Origin of the sequence: Chitinophaga flava, assembly GCF_003308995.1 — a bacterium.
GTDB classification, from domain to species: domain Bacteria; phylum Bacteroidota; class Bacteroidia; order Chitinophagales; family Chitinophagaceae; genus Chitinophaga; species Chitinophaga flava.
In genome coordinates, this window is record NZ_QFFJ01000001.1 from 1,069,926 (window position 1) to 1,088,032 (window position 18,107).

The 18,107-nt window shown below is 43.8% G+C and carries 16 protein-coding genes and 1 CRISPR repeat array; of the genes, 10 read left to right on the forward strand and 6 right to left on the reverse strand.

The features are described 5' to 3' along the window. The 6 genes from cas5 (at position 1) to DF182_RS32090 (ending at position 9,161) form a co-directional block, all read left to right on the forward strand. The gene (gene cas5 / locus DF182_RS04170) at positions 1–750 is read left to right on the forward strand and encodes a CRISPR-associated protein Cas5 (RefSeq protein ID WP_113614409.1); all 750 of its coding nucleotides are present in this window, start codon (positions 1–3) and stop codon (positions 748–750) included. After that, positions 750–3,503 (forward strand): CRISPR-associated helicase Cas3', encoded by a 2,754-nt coding sequence (gene cas3, locus DF182_RS04175; RefSeq protein ID WP_113614410.1) that lies wholly within the window; start codon positions 750–752, stop codon positions 3,501–3,503. Before cas5 ends, cas3 begins: the two co-directional genes overlap by 1 nt. A gap of 2 nt (positions 3,504–3,505) precedes the next feature. Then, positions 3,506–4,033, forward strand: coding sequence for a CRISPR-associated protein Cas4 (gene cas4, locus DF182_RS04180; RefSeq protein WP_113614411.1), 528 nt, complete (start codon positions 3,506–3,508; stop codon positions 4,031–4,033). Positions 4,034–4,044: 11 nt separating this feature from the next. Then, on the forward strand, positions 4,045–5,049 hold the full coding sequence (gene cas1b, locus DF182_RS04185; protein ID WP_113614412.1) for a type I-B CRISPR-associated endonuclease Cas1b: 1,005 nt from the start codon (positions 4,045–4,047) through the stop codon (positions 5,047–5,049). A gap of 23 nt (positions 5,050–5,072) precedes the next feature. Next, the gene (cas2, locus tag DF182_RS04190; protein WP_113614413.1) at positions 5,073–5,336 is read left to right on the forward strand and encodes a CRISPR-associated endonuclease Cas2; all 264 of its coding nucleotides are present in this window, start codon (positions 5,073–5,075) and stop codon (positions 5,334–5,336) included. 207 nt (positions 5,337–5,543) lie between these two features. Next, a CRISPR array of direct repeats spans positions 5,544–8,816; the repeat unit is 30 nt; unit sequence GCGTTAATTGGACCATAGAGGATTTGAAAG. A gap of 138 nt (positions 8,817–8,954) precedes the next feature. After that, a complete protein-coding gene (locus DF182_RS32090; protein WP_147243343.1) occupies positions 8,955–9,161 on the forward strand; it encodes a hypothetical protein in 207 nt (68 codons plus the stop codon). An 84-nt stretch (positions 9,162–9,245) separates the two neighbouring features. On the opposite strand, the gene DF182_RS04195 is transcribed toward DF182_RS32090, so the two are convergent. Further along, on the reverse strand, positions 9,246–10,091 hold the full coding sequence (locus DF182_RS04195; RefSeq protein ID WP_113614414.1) for a DNA glycosylase AlkZ-like family protein: 846 nt from the start codon (positions 10,089–10,091) through the stop codon (positions 9,246–9,248). A 129-nt stretch (positions 10,092–10,220) separates the two neighbouring features. Here DF182_RS04195 and DF182_RS04200 point away from each other — a divergent pair, with 129 nt between their 5' ends. Beyond that, positions 10,221–10,676, forward strand: coding sequence for a hypothetical protein (locus DF182_RS04200; RefSeq protein WP_147243344.1), 456 nt, complete (start codon positions 10,221–10,223; stop codon positions 10,674–10,676). Here DF182_RS04200 and DF182_RS04205 read toward each other — a convergent pair whose 3' ends face one another. Genes DF182_RS04205 through DF182_RS04215 form a run of 3 tightly spaced genes read right to left on the reverse strand, consistent with a single transcriptional unit; the run spans position 10,677 to position 13,076 of the window. Continuing rightward, the gene (locus DF182_RS04205) at positions 10,677–11,249 is read right to left on the reverse strand and encodes an NADPH-dependent FMN reductase (protein WP_211327052.1); all 573 of its coding nucleotides are present in this window, start codon (positions 11,247–11,249) and stop codon (positions 10,677–10,679) included. Between the two features lie 57 nt (positions 11,250–11,306). Then, positions 11,307–11,621 (reverse strand): hypothetical protein, encoded by a 315-nt coding sequence (locus DF182_RS04210; protein ID WP_113614417.1) that lies wholly within the window; start codon positions 11,619–11,621, stop codon positions 11,307–11,309. Between the two features lie 6 nt (positions 11,622–11,627). After that, entirely contained in the window at positions 11,628–13,076 is a 1,449-nt protein-coding gene (locus DF182_RS04215; RefSeq protein ID WP_113614418.1) for an alpha-L-fucosidase, read from the reverse strand. A 108-nt stretch (positions 13,077–13,184) separates the two neighbouring features. Between DF182_RS04215 and DF182_RS04220 the strand changes: the two genes are divergently transcribed. Continuing rightward, on the forward strand, positions 13,185–13,715 hold the full coding sequence (locus DF182_RS04220; RefSeq protein WP_113614419.1) for a hypothetical protein: 531 nt from the start codon (positions 13,185–13,187) through the stop codon (positions 13,713–13,715). A gap of 80 nt (positions 13,716–13,795) precedes the next feature. Then, positions 13,796–14,827: a mechanosensitive ion channel family protein gene (locus DF182_RS04225; RefSeq protein ID WP_245957368.1), complete on the forward strand. Its 1,032-nt coding sequence runs from the start codon at positions 13,796–13,798 to the stop codon at positions 14,825–14,827. 59 nt (positions 14,828–14,886) lie between these two features. Here the strand turns inward: DF182_RS04225 and DF182_RS04230 are convergent, their stop codons facing one another. Next, the gene (locus DF182_RS04230; protein WP_113614421.1) at positions 14,887–16,365 is read right to left on the reverse strand and encodes an aminotransferase-like domain-containing protein; all 1,479 of its coding nucleotides are present in this window, start codon (positions 16,363–16,365) and stop codon (positions 14,887–14,889) included. Positions 16,366–16,430: 65 nt separating this feature from the next. Between DF182_RS04230 and DF182_RS04235 the strand changes: the two genes are divergently transcribed. Next, the gene (locus tag DF182_RS04235; protein ID WP_113614422.1) at positions 16,431–17,072 is read left to right on the forward strand and encodes a pyridoxamine 5'-phosphate oxidase family protein; all 642 of its coding nucleotides are present in this window, start codon (positions 16,431–16,433) and stop codon (positions 17,070–17,072) included. 156 nt (positions 17,073–17,228) lie between these two features. On the opposite strand, the gene DF182_RS04240 is transcribed toward DF182_RS04235, so the two are convergent. Further along, positions 17,229–18,086: an SDR family oxidoreductase gene (locus tag DF182_RS04240; protein ID WP_113614423.1), complete on the reverse strand. Its 858-nt coding sequence runs from the start codon at positions 18,084–18,086 to the stop codon at positions 17,229–17,231. Positions 18,087–18,107 lie beyond the last annotated feature (21 nt).

The following is an 18,107-nucleotide window of genomic DNA, read 5'->3' on the forward strand; positions in this document are numbered from 1 at the left end:
ATGACGAATGAAAAACTGATTTCCTTTGATCTCAGAGCGGACTTTGGGTTCTTTAAGAAACCGGAACATAACGACGGAATACTTCTCTCCTACAACATGCTCCACAAACCGGCACTACTGGGCATATTGGGGGCAATTGCAGGTATGGAAGGATATCAAAAAAAAGGAGAACTACCAGCATATTACCGCAAATTGCGGGATATGCTGGTAGGCATACAACCACTTGATCATGAAAACGGACATTTCAGAAAAACAACTGTCAAGTATAGTAACACAGTAGGTTATGCCAATGAAGATGGCCCTCTGTTGGTGGAAGAAACCATGGTTATTCAACCGGCATATCGCTGTTACCTGTTGTTAGACCTGAGTAATCCCGATCACCAAATGTTGTATGATCAACTGGCTTCAGGTAATGCAACCTTTATACCCTATATGGGTAAGAATGAATACCAGGCGTGGATAGATGGTAATATTACAGTCTACCGGCACCAACCTGTGCAACCTCCAGAAAGTTATAATATCACCTCTCTTTTTATTAAATCGAGTGCTATACAGGTTCCGGAAAGTATTCCCTATGGTTCTTTCTGTTACTTCGAAGAGTTGCCAATTGGTTTTAATGAGGAATTAATGCAGTATAAACTCTCCAATTTCGCATTTACTACCTGGTCGCTTAACCCCGACCAACCCATTCCCGGCTTATATCAATTAACAAGTGAAGAAACAGAACAACAAATAATTCAGTTATTCTGATGCCAAAAACAATTAAAGAGACACTGGATAGTGCGCCCAATACCGCAACTATACTCCAAAACGCGCCGTTATACTGGGCACACATCCACCCTACACATAAGGAAGAATTATTAACAACGCATATACTGTTGGTTAATTATTATTTCAAGGAGCTGGTGACTGCCCACGGACTGGAGAAGGTTATAGATAATCTGATTCTCGATATAGTAAAGGACTGGGAATCCAGCGCAATAGCTGGAGACTTTCTCAAACAGCTATTCGTGCATATCATTGTTTTCCATGATTTCGGAAAAATAAATGAAGCCTTTCAGGTAAAGAGAATGAAGAACAAACATTTTTCTCCGAATCAGGAAACCGTAATGGATCCGCCACATGGACATTCCCTGCTTGGTACTTTTATTTATCTCTGTTATCATTTTAATCAGATAAAAGAGCTGGAAATACCCCAGCAAACCAGAGAGAACCTCTCCTACTGTACACTACAACTAGGCATTTCCATTCTCAGGCATCATAGTAGTATCCTACCAGATACTGCGCCCGATGACCCGTATAGCTATCGTCAGATCCAAAATATTTTTACCTCTCTGACAAAGTATCCAGATCAATACATGATGCAGATAAACGAGTATCAATTAAAAAAAGATCTGGACGAAATACTCCTGAAATGGAAGCCTACAGCCACCAAAGTGGGATCAGGAAATCCATTTAAGTTATTCGCATTAGTTAAGCTCAACTTCTCTTTACTCACTGCCTCCGATTACCTGGCTACACATGAATATATGAATAGCAGCCAGGGAGGAAAAGAAGCGGCAACAACAGCATTTGGCGTTTTCGACAAAAGAGGCAGACTATCAGAAATTATCAAGGACTTCCGTCAGTTTGAATACAATGCAAAAACTTTCAGTAGTGGATCCGACCTTCCATTCGTCTTTCCAGAGGAAAAATCAAACGATAACCTCAAGAGATTGCGTCAGCAAATGGCACAGGAAGTTTTAAGCACTTTAAAAGCCCATTGGGGCAAGCGGCTCTTTTACCTGGAGGCTCCTACTGGCGGTGGAAAAACCAATTTATCTGTCATAACAGTTACAACCCTTCTGGAAAAGAATCTGGAGTTAAACAAAGTGTTCTATGTATTTCCATTTACGACACTTATCACTCAAACCCATCAATTCCTCAAAAAATCTATGGGCCTGGAAGAGGGTGAAATTATAGCTATTCACTCCAAAGCAGAATTTCAATCCGGGTCTCAACAAAATGAAAAGGAAGGATTTTATGGAGATGAATACAAAGATTACATCAATAACCTGTTTGCCCTTTATCCGCTGACACTATTATCTCACGTTAGTTTTTTTGACATACTCAAAACCAATCGTAAAGAGAGTAATTATTTATTACATCGGCTGGCAAACTCCATCGTGATAATAGATGAAATTCAGTCGTATACTCCAGATATCTGGGATAAGATGTTATATTTTATTAGTCAGTATGCTACTTACTTCAATATACGGTTTGTATTGATGTCTGCTACCCTTCCTAAAATAAGTAGCCTTAGCGTAGGACTTGAAACCCAACCAGACTTTGTTGATTTATTACCCAATGCCAGAAAATATATTACGAATCCCAATTTTGCAGACAGGGTCCGTTTCAACTTTGAACTGTTAAACAAAGTAACCACTTTACCAGCTCTTGCAGCAGCTGTTATTGAAAAATCAGAATTATATATTCAGCAGAAGGGCAGTGTAAAAACTATTATTGAATTCATTTTTAAAAACTCCGCTGCTGAGTTTCTAAGAGAAATCAATACGATGCAGCACCCTTTCGACAAAATACTCATCCTATCCGGAACTGTGCTGGAACCTCGTCGCAGAGAGATTATCAATTTCATTAAACGATCTGCTAATACAAAAAGCAACATTCTACTAATAACCACCCAGGTGGTAGAAGCCGGTGTAGATATAGACATGGACCTGGGATTTAAGAATACTTCGTTACTTGATTCAGACGAACAGCTGGCAGGCAGGGTTAATAGAAATGCAATGAAAGGTTGTTGCGAAGTGTATTTATTCAATGTAGATAATGCCGGATTGTTATACAATAGTGATATCCGATACCGGCAAACCAAAGAGAAAATAAACCATGACACCTACCAGCGAATACTCAAAGAAAAAGGCTTCAGATATTTGTATGAAGAAGTCCTGGAATTTATAGATGAGAGTAACAATCACGGTTATATTGACGATCTGGATGCTTATAAATTTTCCTTATCCCACCTTCATTTTATAAAAGCTAATGAGAAATTTAAGATTATAGACCAGCAGAATATCAGCGTTTTTGTTCCTTTAAAAATACCAATATCCATTGAAGGAGAAGAAACCGGAATAGAAGAAGCAATTTTTTCATCCGGTGAACTTTCTTTCTTGAAACAATTTGAGGTATACCCGGACAACAATATGATGGATGGAGCGGCCGTATGGGGAGTTTATGAACTACTGGTCCAACAGAAAAAGAAACAGAAAAATTTCGACATAAGTATTCTTCAAAATTTCAAAATACTACAAAGCATATTATCGAAGTATACTTTCTCTCTGATATATCATGCCAACCAGCATAAAAATATGCTGAAGCAATTTGGAGATGAAAAACTGGGATACATATACTTAACCCACTGGGATGATGAGAGGACTGAGGGAAAAATATACGAATATGTTCATGGACTGAATAGCAAAGCATTCTCTGACGTCAATTTCATTTAACTATGTCTGTCAATGGCACACTTATCCAATTATTCCATATATGCCCCAGGGAAATGTGGCTACATACGCATGGAATTAATATGGAACATACATCTGAAACTGTATATGACGGGAAACTGTTACACGAAACCAGTTATTCCCAACGTCCTGAAAAATATACTGAAATAACACTATCAGCCTGTTTCAACAATATTCCATTAACCGGAAAAATTGATTTTTATGATGCAAAACAAAAAATAATCCATGAAACCAAACGTAGTGACAAAGCAGAAGTCGCCCACGAGTGGCAGGCAAAATTTTACATATGGCTCCTGCTATTAAATGACATCCCTGATGTCCAGGCGATATTGGAATACCCAAAACTCAGGACTTCCACTACTGTTCAATTAACCAGTTACGACATTCAGCATCTTACAAACACCATCACCACAATACAGCATTTACAACAATCGGACAAATGTCCGGATAAAATCAAAAGTAAAATCTGTAAGAGCTGTTCCTATTATGAACTTTGTTATATCGAAGAATAATTATTTTTTCTATGAAGAAAAGTTATTACCTCTTTAACCCCGGAAGAATAAGCCGCAGGGACAATTCATTAAAATTCACGCCTGTTGACGATCTGGGCACAGAAGGAGCTCCCCGTTATATACCTGTCGAATCAGTAGACAACCTGTATACCTTTGGCAGTCTGGATGCCAACAGCGCTTTATACAACTTTCTGGGAAAAGAACAAATCAGTGTCCATTTCTTTGACCACTACGAACACTACACAGGAAGCTTCATGCCCAAAGACTTTCTTTTAAGTGGAAAAGTTATTATCGCACAAACAGAACATTATTCAAACTCATCCAAAAGGTTGTCTATCGCCAGTAAATTTATTGAAGGAGCAGCATTCAACATCCTTAAAAACCTTCGTTATTATAATAATAGAGACAAAGACACCAGCGTCCAGATAGATACGATCTCTCAAATGGCGCCACAAATATCATCGGCAAAGAGTATTGAAGAACTGATGGGAGTAGAAGGACAAATACGCCTCACCTATTACCAGGCATTTGATCTTATCATTAATGATTTTGAGATGGGCACTCGTACCAAACAACCTCCATCCAATGAGATAAATGCCCTGATTTCATTTTTAAACATGATGTGTTATACGCTCTGTCTGGATATGATCCACCATACACAACTCAATCCTACCATCAGCTTTCTGCATCAACCCGGATACCGGCGTTATTCACTCGCCCTGGATCTCTCCGAAATATTCAAACCTATTCTTGTAGACCGGCTTATCTTCTCCTTATTAAACAAACGGCAAATACAAACTCAGGACTTTGACCATCAACTCAATAGCTGTCTGTTAAAAGAAAATGGAAGAAAAAAAGTTGTTAAAGCCTGGGACGACAAACTCAACGAAACCATCAAACACAGATCCCTGGGTAGAAATGTCACCTACAAACATCTCATAAAACTCGAATGCTACAAACTCGTTAAACATATTTTAAACATAGAGGAATATAAACCCTTTAAAGCCTGGTGGTAGCTGATATTTACCCAATCTAAAAAATGTATATCATCTTAGTATATGACATAGATCAGAAAAGAGTCGGTAAAATGCTCAAACTATGCAGACGCTATCTTAACTGGATTCAAAACAGTGTCTTCGAAGGAGAACTCACCGAAGTAAAACTGAAAGAACTACTCCTTAAAGCCAAAGAAATAATTGATCCCTCTTATGACAGCATCATTATCTTCAGCAGCCGACAGGAAAAATGGCTGGATAAACAAGTCGTCGGACTCGAGAAAAACAATCTCGATAATATGTTTTAGTCGTCCATGATACCTAAAATACGCTAATCCATCAGCAGATCTTTGAAAGAAAAAAATCAAACTATTGATTTCCAACAGCTTAAATTAGTCGTCGATGTCCAGGGGTAATCATACTATTATACATCGACGACTTTAGTATCCTGAAATGGTGTATTTGAATTTTACAACGCCTTGATTACAAGGCTTTTTTTAGAGAGGAAAAGGAGGGCGTTAATTGGACCATAGAGGATTTGAAAGGGCGTTACAGATGCAGGCCCTTGCCGATTCCGGTAAAAGCGTTAATTGGACCATAGAGGATTTGAAAGAGCCTATGCAGGATTGAACTAGAAAGAAATCCGCCACCCGCGTTAATTGGACCATAGAGGATTTGAAAGTAAAATTTAAAAACATGACAGCAAGTGAATTTATTGCGCGTTAATTGGACCATAGAGGATTTGAAAGCTGGTAATAAACCCAGGAGTAACATTCCACAGGTCCGGCGTTAATTGGACCATAGAGGATTTGAAAGTCACAACATAACCCTGCCCACCCAAAGAGTTTGAGGGCGTTAATTGGACCATAGAGGATTTGAAAGGAAGTGTGGATCATCCGCCGGACACTACGCCAGCCGCGTTAATTGGACCATAGAGGATTTGAAAGTCCAGAATGGGAAGAGTACAGAACCTATATAGGCCGCGTTAATTGGACCATAGAGGATTTGAAAGGAGTATTTCTAACAAAAAGCCCGACGTGGCGCGCCGCGTTAATTGGACCATAGAGGATTTGAAAGGCCACTTCGGCAACTGGTTAAAAGATCAAAAATTTGCGTTAATTGGACCATAGAGGATTTGAAAGAGCCCAAAAGCTCATCCCCACGTAGAACGAACCGGACGCGTTAATTGGACCATAGAGGATTTGAAAGTTGTCACGTGTCTCACAAACGGCAGATAGTAGCGTAGCAGCGTTAATTGGACCATAGAGGATTTGAAAGACATAATTAATCTGTTCGTCTCCTCTTCTTGTGCCTGCGTTAATTGGACCATAGAGGATTTGAAAGTCGACATAACCCGTTTTGCCCACAGAAGATACGCGGCGTTAATTGGACCATAGAGGATTTGAAAGGCAGCTGGCGCTAGAAAAGATAAAATTTACTAAGGGTGGCGTTAATTGGACCATAGAGGATTTGAAAGGGGTTGCCTGAAAGACTGGCGTGCAAAAGATCCCGGCGTTAATTGGACCATAGAGGATTTGAAAGAGTTTTGAATGATACAGCAGCTAATTGATTTTAAGAAGCGTTAATTGGACCATAGAGGATTTGAAAGACGACCCGGAAATATCGGAATGGCTTGCCAATAATAATGCGTTAATTGGACCATAGAGGATTTGAAAGCTTTGTAACAGCCTTCTTTGGGCGTGTCTGATTCATGCGTTAATTGGACCATAGAGGATTTGAAAGACGACCCGGAAATATCGGAATGGCTTGCCAATAATAATGCGTTAATTGGACCATAGAGGATTTGAAAGCTTTGTAACAGCCTTCTTTGGGCGTGTCTGATTCATGCGTTAATTGGACCATAGAGGATTTGAAAGACGACCCGGAAATATCGGAATGGCTTGCCAATAATAATGCGTTAATTGGACCATAGAGGATTTGAAAGCTTTGTAACAGCCTTCTTTGGGCGTGTCTGATTCATGCGTTAATTGGACCATAGAGGATTTGAAAGGATTCAGCAACCCGGTCTTTAAAGTCCTGCCAAAGCGAGCGTTAATTGGACCATAGAGGATTTGAAAGTCCGGACCAGCTTTGAATACGAAACAGAGTTCGTTAGCGTTAATTGGACCATAGAGGATTTGAAAGTTAAAATCAAAATCATTCTCATCAAAGTCACTTTCGCGTTAATTGGACCATAGAGGATTTGAAAGTTAACAAAGCTACCACCAGTCTACCGCTATGGTTGGCGTTAATTGGACCATAGAGGATTTGAAAGGGAGATACGGGAAGAGGCCTTCTTATCTGTAATACTGCGTTAATTGGACCATAGAGGATTTGAAAGGCCCGTGACGGATCTGGCTGTAAATCGTATATCCGCGCGTTAATTGGACCATAGAGGATTTGAAAGTAAGCAATCTTTAAAAAATTTAAGCTGTACCTGATAGCGTTAATTGGACCATAGAGGATTTGAAAGGTAAAGAAAGATGCATCCTTCGGCATCTGATACCGGGCGTTAATTGGACCATAGAGGATTTGAAAGGTAATCCATCATCTGCCATGGCAGAAATGGCCTCTTTGCGTTAATTGGACCATAGAGGATTTGAAAGAAAATCACAGGGGCACCGTCATGGGTGGTAATCTCGCGTTAATTGGACCATAGAGGATTTGAAAGGGCATGGTAGGAAGCGGGGGCGCTTTAAGTTCGTGGGGCGTTAATTGGACCATAGAGGATTTGAAAGGGTATAATCGTAAGAGTAAGTTCTTTGACATTGTAGCGTTAATTGGACCATAGAGGATTTGAAAGGCTGCTGCGGCAACCAATTCTGCTAAAGCTACTAATGCGTTAATTGGACCATAGAGGATTTGAAAGGCTGATAGTTAGCCTCTAAATCCATTGGCAAAACCGCGTTAATTGGACCATAGAGGATTTGAAAGTGCTCTTCCCATTCACCATCTTCCGTCTCCCGGCCGCGTTAATTGGACCATAGAGGATTTGAAAGTTAATTGATTCTCTATCTAGTTTTTTTCTATTTACTGCGTTAATAGGACCATAGAGGATTTGAAAGATAATGTTGATCTGAAAATCTGCCATACTGGTACAGGCGTTAATTGGACCATAGAGGATTTGAAAGGTATATGATAATAAAGATAGCCTGGTTACTGAATAGCGTTAATTGGACCATAGAGGATTTGAAAGGCATCCTTAAACCAGTTGTCCTTATCGCTTTTCAGCGCGTTAATTGGACCATAGAGGATTTGAAAGATGTTAAACTGGAAACGGTTATATATACATTGGTTGCGTTAATTGGACCATAGAGGATTTGAAAGTTGATAAAGGGAAGTAGGTCTTTTAAAAATGAGTTGCGTTAATTGGACCATAGAGGATTTGAAAGGAGAATCAGGCTATAGGATTGCTCAGCGGCGCCACTGCGTTAATTGGACCATAGAGGATTTGAAAGGTTTTACTACTAGGTGTTTTGAAACTTATAAAATTCGCGTTAATTGGACCATAGAGGATTTGAAAGTTCGGTTCTTATCGTCGAGAGCTTTATTCAACCGGCGCGTTAATTGGACTATAGAGGATTTGAAAGCCGAAACTATAAAGTTGGCGGTTGACTGGCATTTAGTAGCGTTAATTGGACCATAGAGGATTTGAAAGGTGGACTGGAGATAACGCCGAAGAAATTCTGACAAGCGTTAATTGGACCATAGAGGATTTGAAAGGTTCCTGGTATTTCTTTACTTTTATTTATGTAGCCGCGTTAATTGGACCATAGAGGATTTGAACATTGTTCTCCAGGGAGTTATAAAGTGAGTGATAAGAGGATTAATCGGACCATTATCAGTTGAAAAACAGAAAGACATTTTGCCTGCCATCACGCTTCCTGGAGAATATCTAACTTTAATAAAGTTCAAACCTCTATGTTATGAAAAAGAAACCCACTAAAAAACTATTCCTTGGAAAAGTCAAGGTTGTTGATTTAAGTAAATTAATGGGGACAGGTGATCTAACCCTTTATACAGTAGGAACTGTAGATACCTGCGGTAATTTCTCCTGTGATGAGATGGGATGTGCATCAGTGGGTAACGTAACCCAGTGTGCATTCTGCACCGGAATAGCTTGCCTGCCGTAAGTCTGGTTTCATAAGTTCTATAACATATATTAATCAATCCTCTCAACAATTCAGGGAGAGTTATTCTCTGTTTTTTTAATCACCTCAACGCAATTGCCCCTCTCCTCTTCCCAATCCCCCTTCCTCATACCCCACGTAAAACTCATCCGCCGCCGGTAATGCTAACGCCCCCTGAATAACAGGCACCGTCCTATCCATATCAGCAGAAAACCAATAAGCCTCACCATCCACGACTTCACAGGACAATGCACATTCTAAGAGTCCTTTTTTAGCCGTGACGGTAGGCAGACTGCTCCAGTAGGCGAAATCCTGTAGCCTTGCGGGTCCGCGGCTACGGAAGTAGCGTTGTGCCAGCATCGCCACGGCTTCTTCGGCAGGTATGGCGAGCGTCTGAGAAGGTTGTAAGCGGTAGGTAAATGTTTTACCGGAGAGGGGACCGTTACAGATGATACCTTCCAGTTCTGCATCCATGAGGAGGATGTTGATACGCAGGTCTTTGGGGGATAGGCCAAGGTGGGGGGCTAGTTGTTGTCTTGTTAAAGACTGTCCGTCGCGGAGTATTTTTCCGAGGGTATGTCTGCTGCGTTTTAGCAGTGGGGTATCGATGCTGAGGGTATGGCATAGGCGTTTACAGGATGTCTTGATAAGTGGGGTGGTGAGGGATTGTATCCAGGTATTGTCGGTGGCGGTGACGAGGTGATGGATGGGTTTGAGCAGGAAGCTGCGGCGCAGGATGCCCTGGTTGATGAGTGTATCGACAGACGTATTGCCGGAAGCCTGCATACGGGCGATGATGCTTCCTTTGGCCGCGGTGTAATCGGTGGACTGGAGGCATCCGAGCCATTGTACTACGGCTGCGGGGGATGTATAGGTACTGTTGTGCAATAGCTGATTATGCAGCCGGTGGCACATGATATCACTTTCTGTCATATACCAAAACTAGCAGGGGCTGGTGACAACAGTATGTCAGGAGTTATCATCCCCATGTAAAACAGGCAGTTATAATTTAATTTAACTACTTTAGTATAATTGCAGACGTTTTACATCACACACAGTTATATGAAGAAGCATTTTATTTTCCTCCTGCCAGCATTAATGACCATCGCTTGTGTAAACCGGAATAACCAGCAAACCGAAGTAAAGACCGATTCTGCCACTGTTAGTACTAAGCCAGCCCCTGTACAGGAACAGACAGCCAGTACAGCCAGTAAGGAAACCGACGGCCAGTCGCAGGCCTGGACGGATTCCCTGCTGATTGAATTTATAAAGTCAACCGACAACCAGTTGATCCGGTATGCGGCGAAAGACAGCTCCATCCGCTGGATGATGGACCAGGTAGAAACCACCGATTCCGCAGTTTTCATGATCTTCCACCTGGGACACCATACAGAAGAAGCAGACCACTCCGATCCAAGATTTGTAACAGATGGATGGGTATATATCGATACACTGACAAGAAAAGTATACGAATACGATGTCGCAGCCGACAGCTTGAAAAGATGGTATAAAAAATAATCAGAACAGGGAAGGCCTTGGCATCAATGGAACAGGCTCTTCTTTCACTACAGCCACCAGGGCCTCTATCAGCTGTTGTACCTTTTCCAGTGTAGCCGTGTCCGTGATAACGCCCTCCTGATTGATTTTTGTTTTTACGCCGGAGATGACTATCTGAGCGGTGGTAGCAATGTTCGATTCGATGATCAGCAAGGTCCCCAGCAGTGATTCATGTGCTTTGAAACCGGAGGTACCGGCTGTGATCAGTGCTACCGGCTTCCGGGAAAACTCCATGGAAGAAACGGTCCAGTCGATTGCATTTTTCAGGGTACCCGGCACACCGATGGCATATTCCGGCGTACAGATCAGGACAGCATCTGCTTCCCGCAAACGGTGCCGGAAGGCAACAACCTCCGCAGGCGGATTATCATGGTCTGAATCAGGGTTAAAATGAGGAATATTCGTCAGCCCGTCAAACAGCTCTACATGAGCGACGTCTGCAGCCAGGCTGGCAACAGCTTTTATCAGTTGATGATTGGAGGATTGTAGACGGGTACTTCCAGAGATAGCGAGAATATTAAGCTTTTGTGACATTGGTTTTATCATTGTCCACCAAAAATACAAAACCCCGGCACTGAAAGGCCGGGGCTTTTATTTTATTTTTTTGAGATGGTTCATTTCTGCGATGAGCTCCAGCATAAACGGCTCACTGGCAAAGACCTCATGCATCCACCGGTCGATAGCTTCAAACAGATAGTACCGCCCTATCTTATACAGATGAGAATAACCATCTATGTCCACCAGCTGTTTCACCAGTAGCAGCTCCCTGCCATTCAGCACATTAGGCAGGGCCCGTGGGTAGATACGGCGGATATCTTCTTCGGTCCAGTCTTCTCCCAACATAGACTGCAATGAGGGCGCGTCCAGCAGCCCAGCCTCCCGGAGGCATTCACCTTCAAAGTTCATGAGCGTTCATTTTATCTTCACCACAAATAGTTGCTGCGGAATATCTCCCGGTTTAAGTCCGGATAAATTGATCACAAAATCCTTGCCCTGCTGCTGCCCGGCGATAGGCTTGTTACTGCCCAGAATACTACAGACAACGTTTCTAGGGGCCGTATAATTACGAATACGCAGCTGTTGTTCAAAACGTGGCACTATGCAATATAAGGCATCCTGACGGGTCGTAAAAAACATTTCTATGTGGGCATGTGTCGAAGAAGGAACAACCATCTGCGAAATATTATACCCCGACATATAGCTCTCCTCCTTTATTTCAGGCTTCTTGCCACTACTCCACTGCCGGGTCTCCTTCCAGGCTTTGGTTTCATAGATGGCCTCGCCATTTACTTTAAGCCAGTTGCCAATGTCGAGCAAACGCTGCTGCATGATCACCGGTATACGCCCATCTGCCGTAGGCCCTATGTCCAGCAACAGATTACCACCCCGTGACACAATATCTGTCAGTAATAAAATCAGATCATTACTCTTCTTGTAGTCGTCAGCCTTTTCCATCCGGTTATAACCATAAGACTGCCCGATACCCTGACTTTCCTCCCATACTACTCCCGGCTGCATCCCGCTGCCATACTCTGACGTAAGATAAGTAGCCCCATTGTTTTTGCCCCGGGTATTATTGCCCCAGCGGTCATCTACCGCTACCTCATCCTTTACCGGCGATTCATTATACAACCATGCCAGCAACTCAGTGCTGCGCCAGGCAGTATCAGACATCTCCCATTCCCCATCAGAAAAAATAACAGCAGGCTTATAACGCGTTACCAGGTCCTTAAACTGTGGCATCATCACTTCTTTGACATAGCGCTGCCTGTCTTTCCGGTACAAAGGATTAAACCATTCATACAACGAATAATAATACCCCATACGCAACCCTTCCTTACGTACCGCAGCTGTCAGATCTCCCAGCAGATCACGTTTAGGCGTTCCCGTTACTGCATTCCAGGCATGGCCCCATGATTCATCTGCCTGTTTGTTATCCCACAAACAATATCCTTCATGATGTTTGGATGTAAGCACCACATACTTCGCACCAGAACGTTTGAAAACATCGGCCCATTGCGCCGGATCAAATAACGAGGCTGTGAACTGTTTTTCAAACTGCTGATAGGTAAAATCCTTTCCGTATTGTTTGTCATGAAATGCCTGCACCTGCTGATGACTACCTTCTTTGGTACCGTTCAGATTATACCAGTACCACTCAGAATACCCTCCCGGACCCACTACAGCAAAGGAAGGCACTGCATATACCCCCCAGTGAATAAAGATGCCAAACTTGGCTTCGTTGAACCACGCAGGGATACCTCGTTTGTTAAGAGAACTCCAGTCGGCCGTATATTTTTGCGCAGAAAGAGAGAAAAAACAACATAATAGCAATGTTGCACCTGATAGTATTTTTTTCATACATGGAATTTTAGCGGTAGTCAATAAATATAAAAATCATCCATCCTAATTCCAAATACCTGTAACATTTAATTTACATAACGCGTTTCATACATGTCAACTTCATCTATGAAAAAAGCTGTACTACTGGCAGGCTTTCTGTCCCTTTCCATCCTGGCGGCCGCGCAGAAAAAACTTACATTCAGTGCCGGCGCCATTGCTTCCATCTCCACCCTGCGGGCCCTTGAAGCCAAAGGAATTGGCGGATTCTTGTCCGGTGAATATCGTTTTCATAAAAAATTCGCGGCTACTGCATCCGCCGGATTTGAACATTTCTCTACCGATCTGGAAGATCCCTGGACCCATACGCATATCAGCACTTACAATCTCATTCCTGTAATGGCCGGGATGCGCTTTTATCCCTGGTCTTTTTTGTATGGCGGTGTTAGTACTGGCATCGCTTTCAAGGGAAATGATTATATGCGCCACCGCTTTGCTATTGCACCAGCTGCCGGTGTTATACTGCCTGCGGGCAAAGGCAAAATAGATCTGGGCCTACAACTGACAGGTATCCCACAGGGCTTTGGTATTTCTGAACAAAATATCCTTGAAAAAGGTGGCTACAGCTATCTTTCTCTAAGGGCTGCCTATAGCCTGTGATGAGGATTATTGCCGCTACGGCACCTTTTTTGTGACCTTCCGGCCTTATGTGGAATGAATTATTAGAAAAAACAGACCATTTGCCCAACATCTTATGGAACCTGATGTTGATAGGCATTTCAGTAATTGCAGGATGCCTGATCAAATTCCTGCTTTCACTTATATTGCGGAAGACCAGCAAAACCAACGAAAGTTTTTCGCTGGTACATAGCGCGCTGCTCCATCTTGGCAGAGCATTCAACTATTTTCTGCCGTTGCTGATCCTCAACATGTTGATGCCATTGATGCGTATTCACCCCAAATATGAGCCTTCGCTGACACGCCTGGCGGAAATCGCACTCACATTATCATTTGCAGCACTGGTCATCGGCATACTCAAAGTGCTGGAAGATTATGTATATCACGTATATGATCTCAATAAAGCTAACAACCTGAAAGAACGGAAGATCCGCACCCAGCTGCAGTTTGTAAGGAAGCTGGCCATAGCCCTTGTACTGATACTCACAGCCTGTATCATCCTGCTGAGTTTTGACAGCATGCGTAAACTCGGCGCTGGCCTGCTCACCGGTGTAGGCGTGGGCGGTATCATCATCGGCTTCGCTGCACAAAAATCACTCGGCAACCTGCTGGCCGGCTTCCAGATTGCCTTTACACAGCCTATCCGCATAGACGACGTACTGGTGGTGGAAGGAGAATGGGGACGTGTGGAAGAAATTACACTCACCTATGTGGTACTCAACATCTGGGATCAACGCAAACTAATACTCCCGATCAATTACTTCATCGAAAAACCTTTCCAGAACTGGACACGCACCGGCTCCGAAATACTGGGTACCGCCTTCTTTTATCTCGACTATACCGCACCTGTAGATAACATAAGAGCTGAATTTGACAGACTGCTCAAAGCCTCTCCCCTCTGGGATAAACGTGCCAGCGCCCTGCAGGTCACCAACATCACCGAACGTACTATTGAAGTAAGGACCCTGATGAGCGCTGCCACCTCAGGCCAGGCCTTCGACTTACGATGTTATATGCGTGAACAGCTGCTGAAATATATCAGGGAAAATCATCCGGAGTGTTTGCCCCAACTCAGGACTGCTGATACATTATGATACTGCTGATATATTCGATACCACTGATTCTCCCGATAAAAGAAGAATCAGTGGTATTATTATTTATTAGCGATTATTTTTTTTATGATCCCTACTGCCTGCTCCAGTTCAGATGGAGACGACGATGCAAAACCCAAACGTGTATGGTTCAACGTTGGATCGGCTCTATTGAATGAATGCCCGTCGTACATATAAAGTCCTTTCTGCAGTGCTTTTTCAGCTAGTTTTTCCAGATTGATGCCGCGGTCAAATCCGGTCCATACAGCCATACCACCTACAGGTACCTGGAAGGAAAGATCACTGCCCAGCTCTGTACGCAGCAGTTCACAGAAGAGGTCTCTCCGTTCACGGTAAAGCCGCAGCGACTTACGCAGGTGACGATGTATCACACCGGTATGCAACAGCTCTGCAAAAGCATTCTCCAGCATCAGATCACCCTGACGATCTACGATACGCCTTACTTTGGCGAGATAGTTGATTACGTTTTCGGAGCCTACCAGGTAGCCCACCCGGAATGCGGGAGAAATAGCTTTGGTAAAAGATCCGCCATACAGCACCATCCCGGCTTTGTCTGCACTGGCCAGTGGCGCCAGCGGTTTACTGAGATAATGGAAATCGTAGTCATAATCATCTTCAAAGATGATAAACCCGTATTTTTCGGATAGCCGTAACAGTTGCAGGCGTCTGTCTGCCCGCAGCGCCACCGTAGTGGGATAATGGTGATGGGGAGTAACATACACCATCCTTATATTTTTCTGCTTGCAGAGTTGTTCCAGTGCATCTGTATCCATACCGTATTCATCTACGGGCATGGTGTGCAGTTGAGCGCCGGCCTGTATAAAATTAGCGCTGGCGCCACCCCATGACATACTACCGCTCACCACATGGTCCCCTTTAGCTACCAGGCCGGTAGCTACCAGAAAGAATCCCATAATGGTACCTCTTACAATCAGGATATTTTCGGCCGTAGTATGCAGTCCACGCGTTTCGTTGAGATAAGCTGACAGCTCCTGACGCAATCGGGAAGCACCCGTGGTATCACCATAGCCCAGCCGTACATAGGGATTACCATGCAGCATCTGGCCGCGGTAGTTACGAGTCAGCTCTTCTACCGGCGCCAGCCGGGAATCGGGGAAACCGTCATCCAGGTGAAGGTGGCTGGTAGCTTTCAACACAGGACGCTCAAGATGTGGCGCCACCGTGAAGCTGAAACCAGCTGTCCGCTGCGGGTTAAAGGAAGCAGATTTATTATCTGTAAGTGTTTGAACCTCTGTACGGGGCAGATGTCTGGCCACGAAAGTACCGCTGCCGGTATGGCTTTCCAGCCAACCCTGGGCCAGCAACTCATCATAAGCTCTCACCACGGTTTTACGGTGTACCTGTAACATCTCCGACATCTCCCGGCTGCTGGGCAAGCGCTGCCCTGCATTCAACGGCCCCGTCCGGATAAGCCCCATCAGCTGATTGGCCAACTGAAGGTATACCGGCTGCTTATCCTGCTTGTCTAGACATAACAATGAAAAAATTGGACTACCCATTTTATCTGAATCGGATGATAATATCGAGCCGATAAAGGTACAACTTTGTAAAAAAACAACCGATAATGAATCCCATTCCGCCACACCTCACTCCCAGCAGATACCCTAAAAGGGCCGACTATGACCAGCAAACGATCTATTCCATCCTGGATGAAGCACTGGTTTGCACTGTCAGCTTTGCTGTTGACAACAAACCGTTCTCCATTCCTACTGCTTTTGTCCGTCATGAAAATAAAATTTACATACACGGCTCTGTAGGCAGCCATTTCATCCGTGAGATAGAAAAAGGACTACCGGTATGCATCACTGTCACCTTGCTGGATGCCATCGTAGTCGCCAAGTCCGCCTTCAACCATTCCGTTAACTACCGCTCGGTGGTCATTTTTGGTACTCCTGAGAAAATCGAGGATACTACCCGGAAAACACAGGCCTTCAAATGGCTCACGGAAAAATTTGTGCCCAACAGCTGGGATTATCTCCGTCCATTCAATGAAAGCGATAACCGTAAAACGACCATACTGGCCTTTTCACTTGACGAAGCCTCCGCCAAAATACGTACAGGCATGCCCGGTGAAGATGAAAACAAAGACCTCCCCATTTGGTCCGGTATTATTCCGATTGAAACAAGACGACTAGCACCCATCACAGAAGAAGAATGTAGCGCAGGCATACCCCTGCCTCCCCATTTAACAGGAACTATGATGTAGATGATGTAGATGATGCTCCTGATGAACGAAGATTAGAGCGGAGATTTATACGGAACCATACAAACAGATATTAACGGAATCAGTGTATAGATCTGATTCCATTAATATCTTCGCTCCGATCTTCGTTCATCAGGAGCATCATCTACATCATCTTCATCACCGTTGTTGTCCGAAGTTTCTCGCCACATCATCTACCTGTAGCAAACCAGTGGGGTCAGACTGTGTTTTATATTCGCAGAATTTTTCAGCCCAGGTAGAAGTACGGATACGGAGAGGAGGATTTTCTGCGGCCACTACGCCGGCTACGAGCAGTGCTACCTCTTCGGCGGACTGATAGGAGGAAGAGCGGGATTCTCCGCTGGCAATATAAGATTCGAGCAACGGCTTGTAGGCATCTTCAAGGATACCTCCGCTGCTGTTGACCTGTTTAAAAACATTATTTCTGAATTCGGTCCGGATACCGCCGGGTTCCACAATGGTGAACTTAACATTAAAAGCGGGTGTCACATAAGTGGCCAGCGCTTCTGTATACCCTTCCACAGCGAATTTGGCGGCACAGTAGAGTTCATTAAAGGGCTGTCCTACCAGCCCACCTACAGAACCGATGTTGATGATGTGCCCGCTGCGGGCCTGCCGCATATGGGGAAGTACTATTTTAGTACATCGTACCACACCCAGGAAATTGGTGTCCAGTACCTTTTGTATTTCTTCCATGGAGGCCTGTTCCGTATTACGCACAAAACCGGCTCCGGCATTGTTGATCAGCACATCTATCTTTCCTTCATAGGCCAGCACGCGGTCTACACAGGCATTAATCGTATCGATGTCCGACACGTCCAGCACGCTGACATCCAGTTTAACTTGCTGCGCAACGGCAGCATCCAGTAAAGCATAACGTTTATCGAAGTCTCTCATGGTAGCATACACCTTATAACCATTAGCAGCCAGTTGTAAGGCGGTATGCATACCCAGTCCGGTGGAAGTTCCGGTGATTAAAACGACATTACCCTGCATAAGTCCGGTATTTTTAAAGGG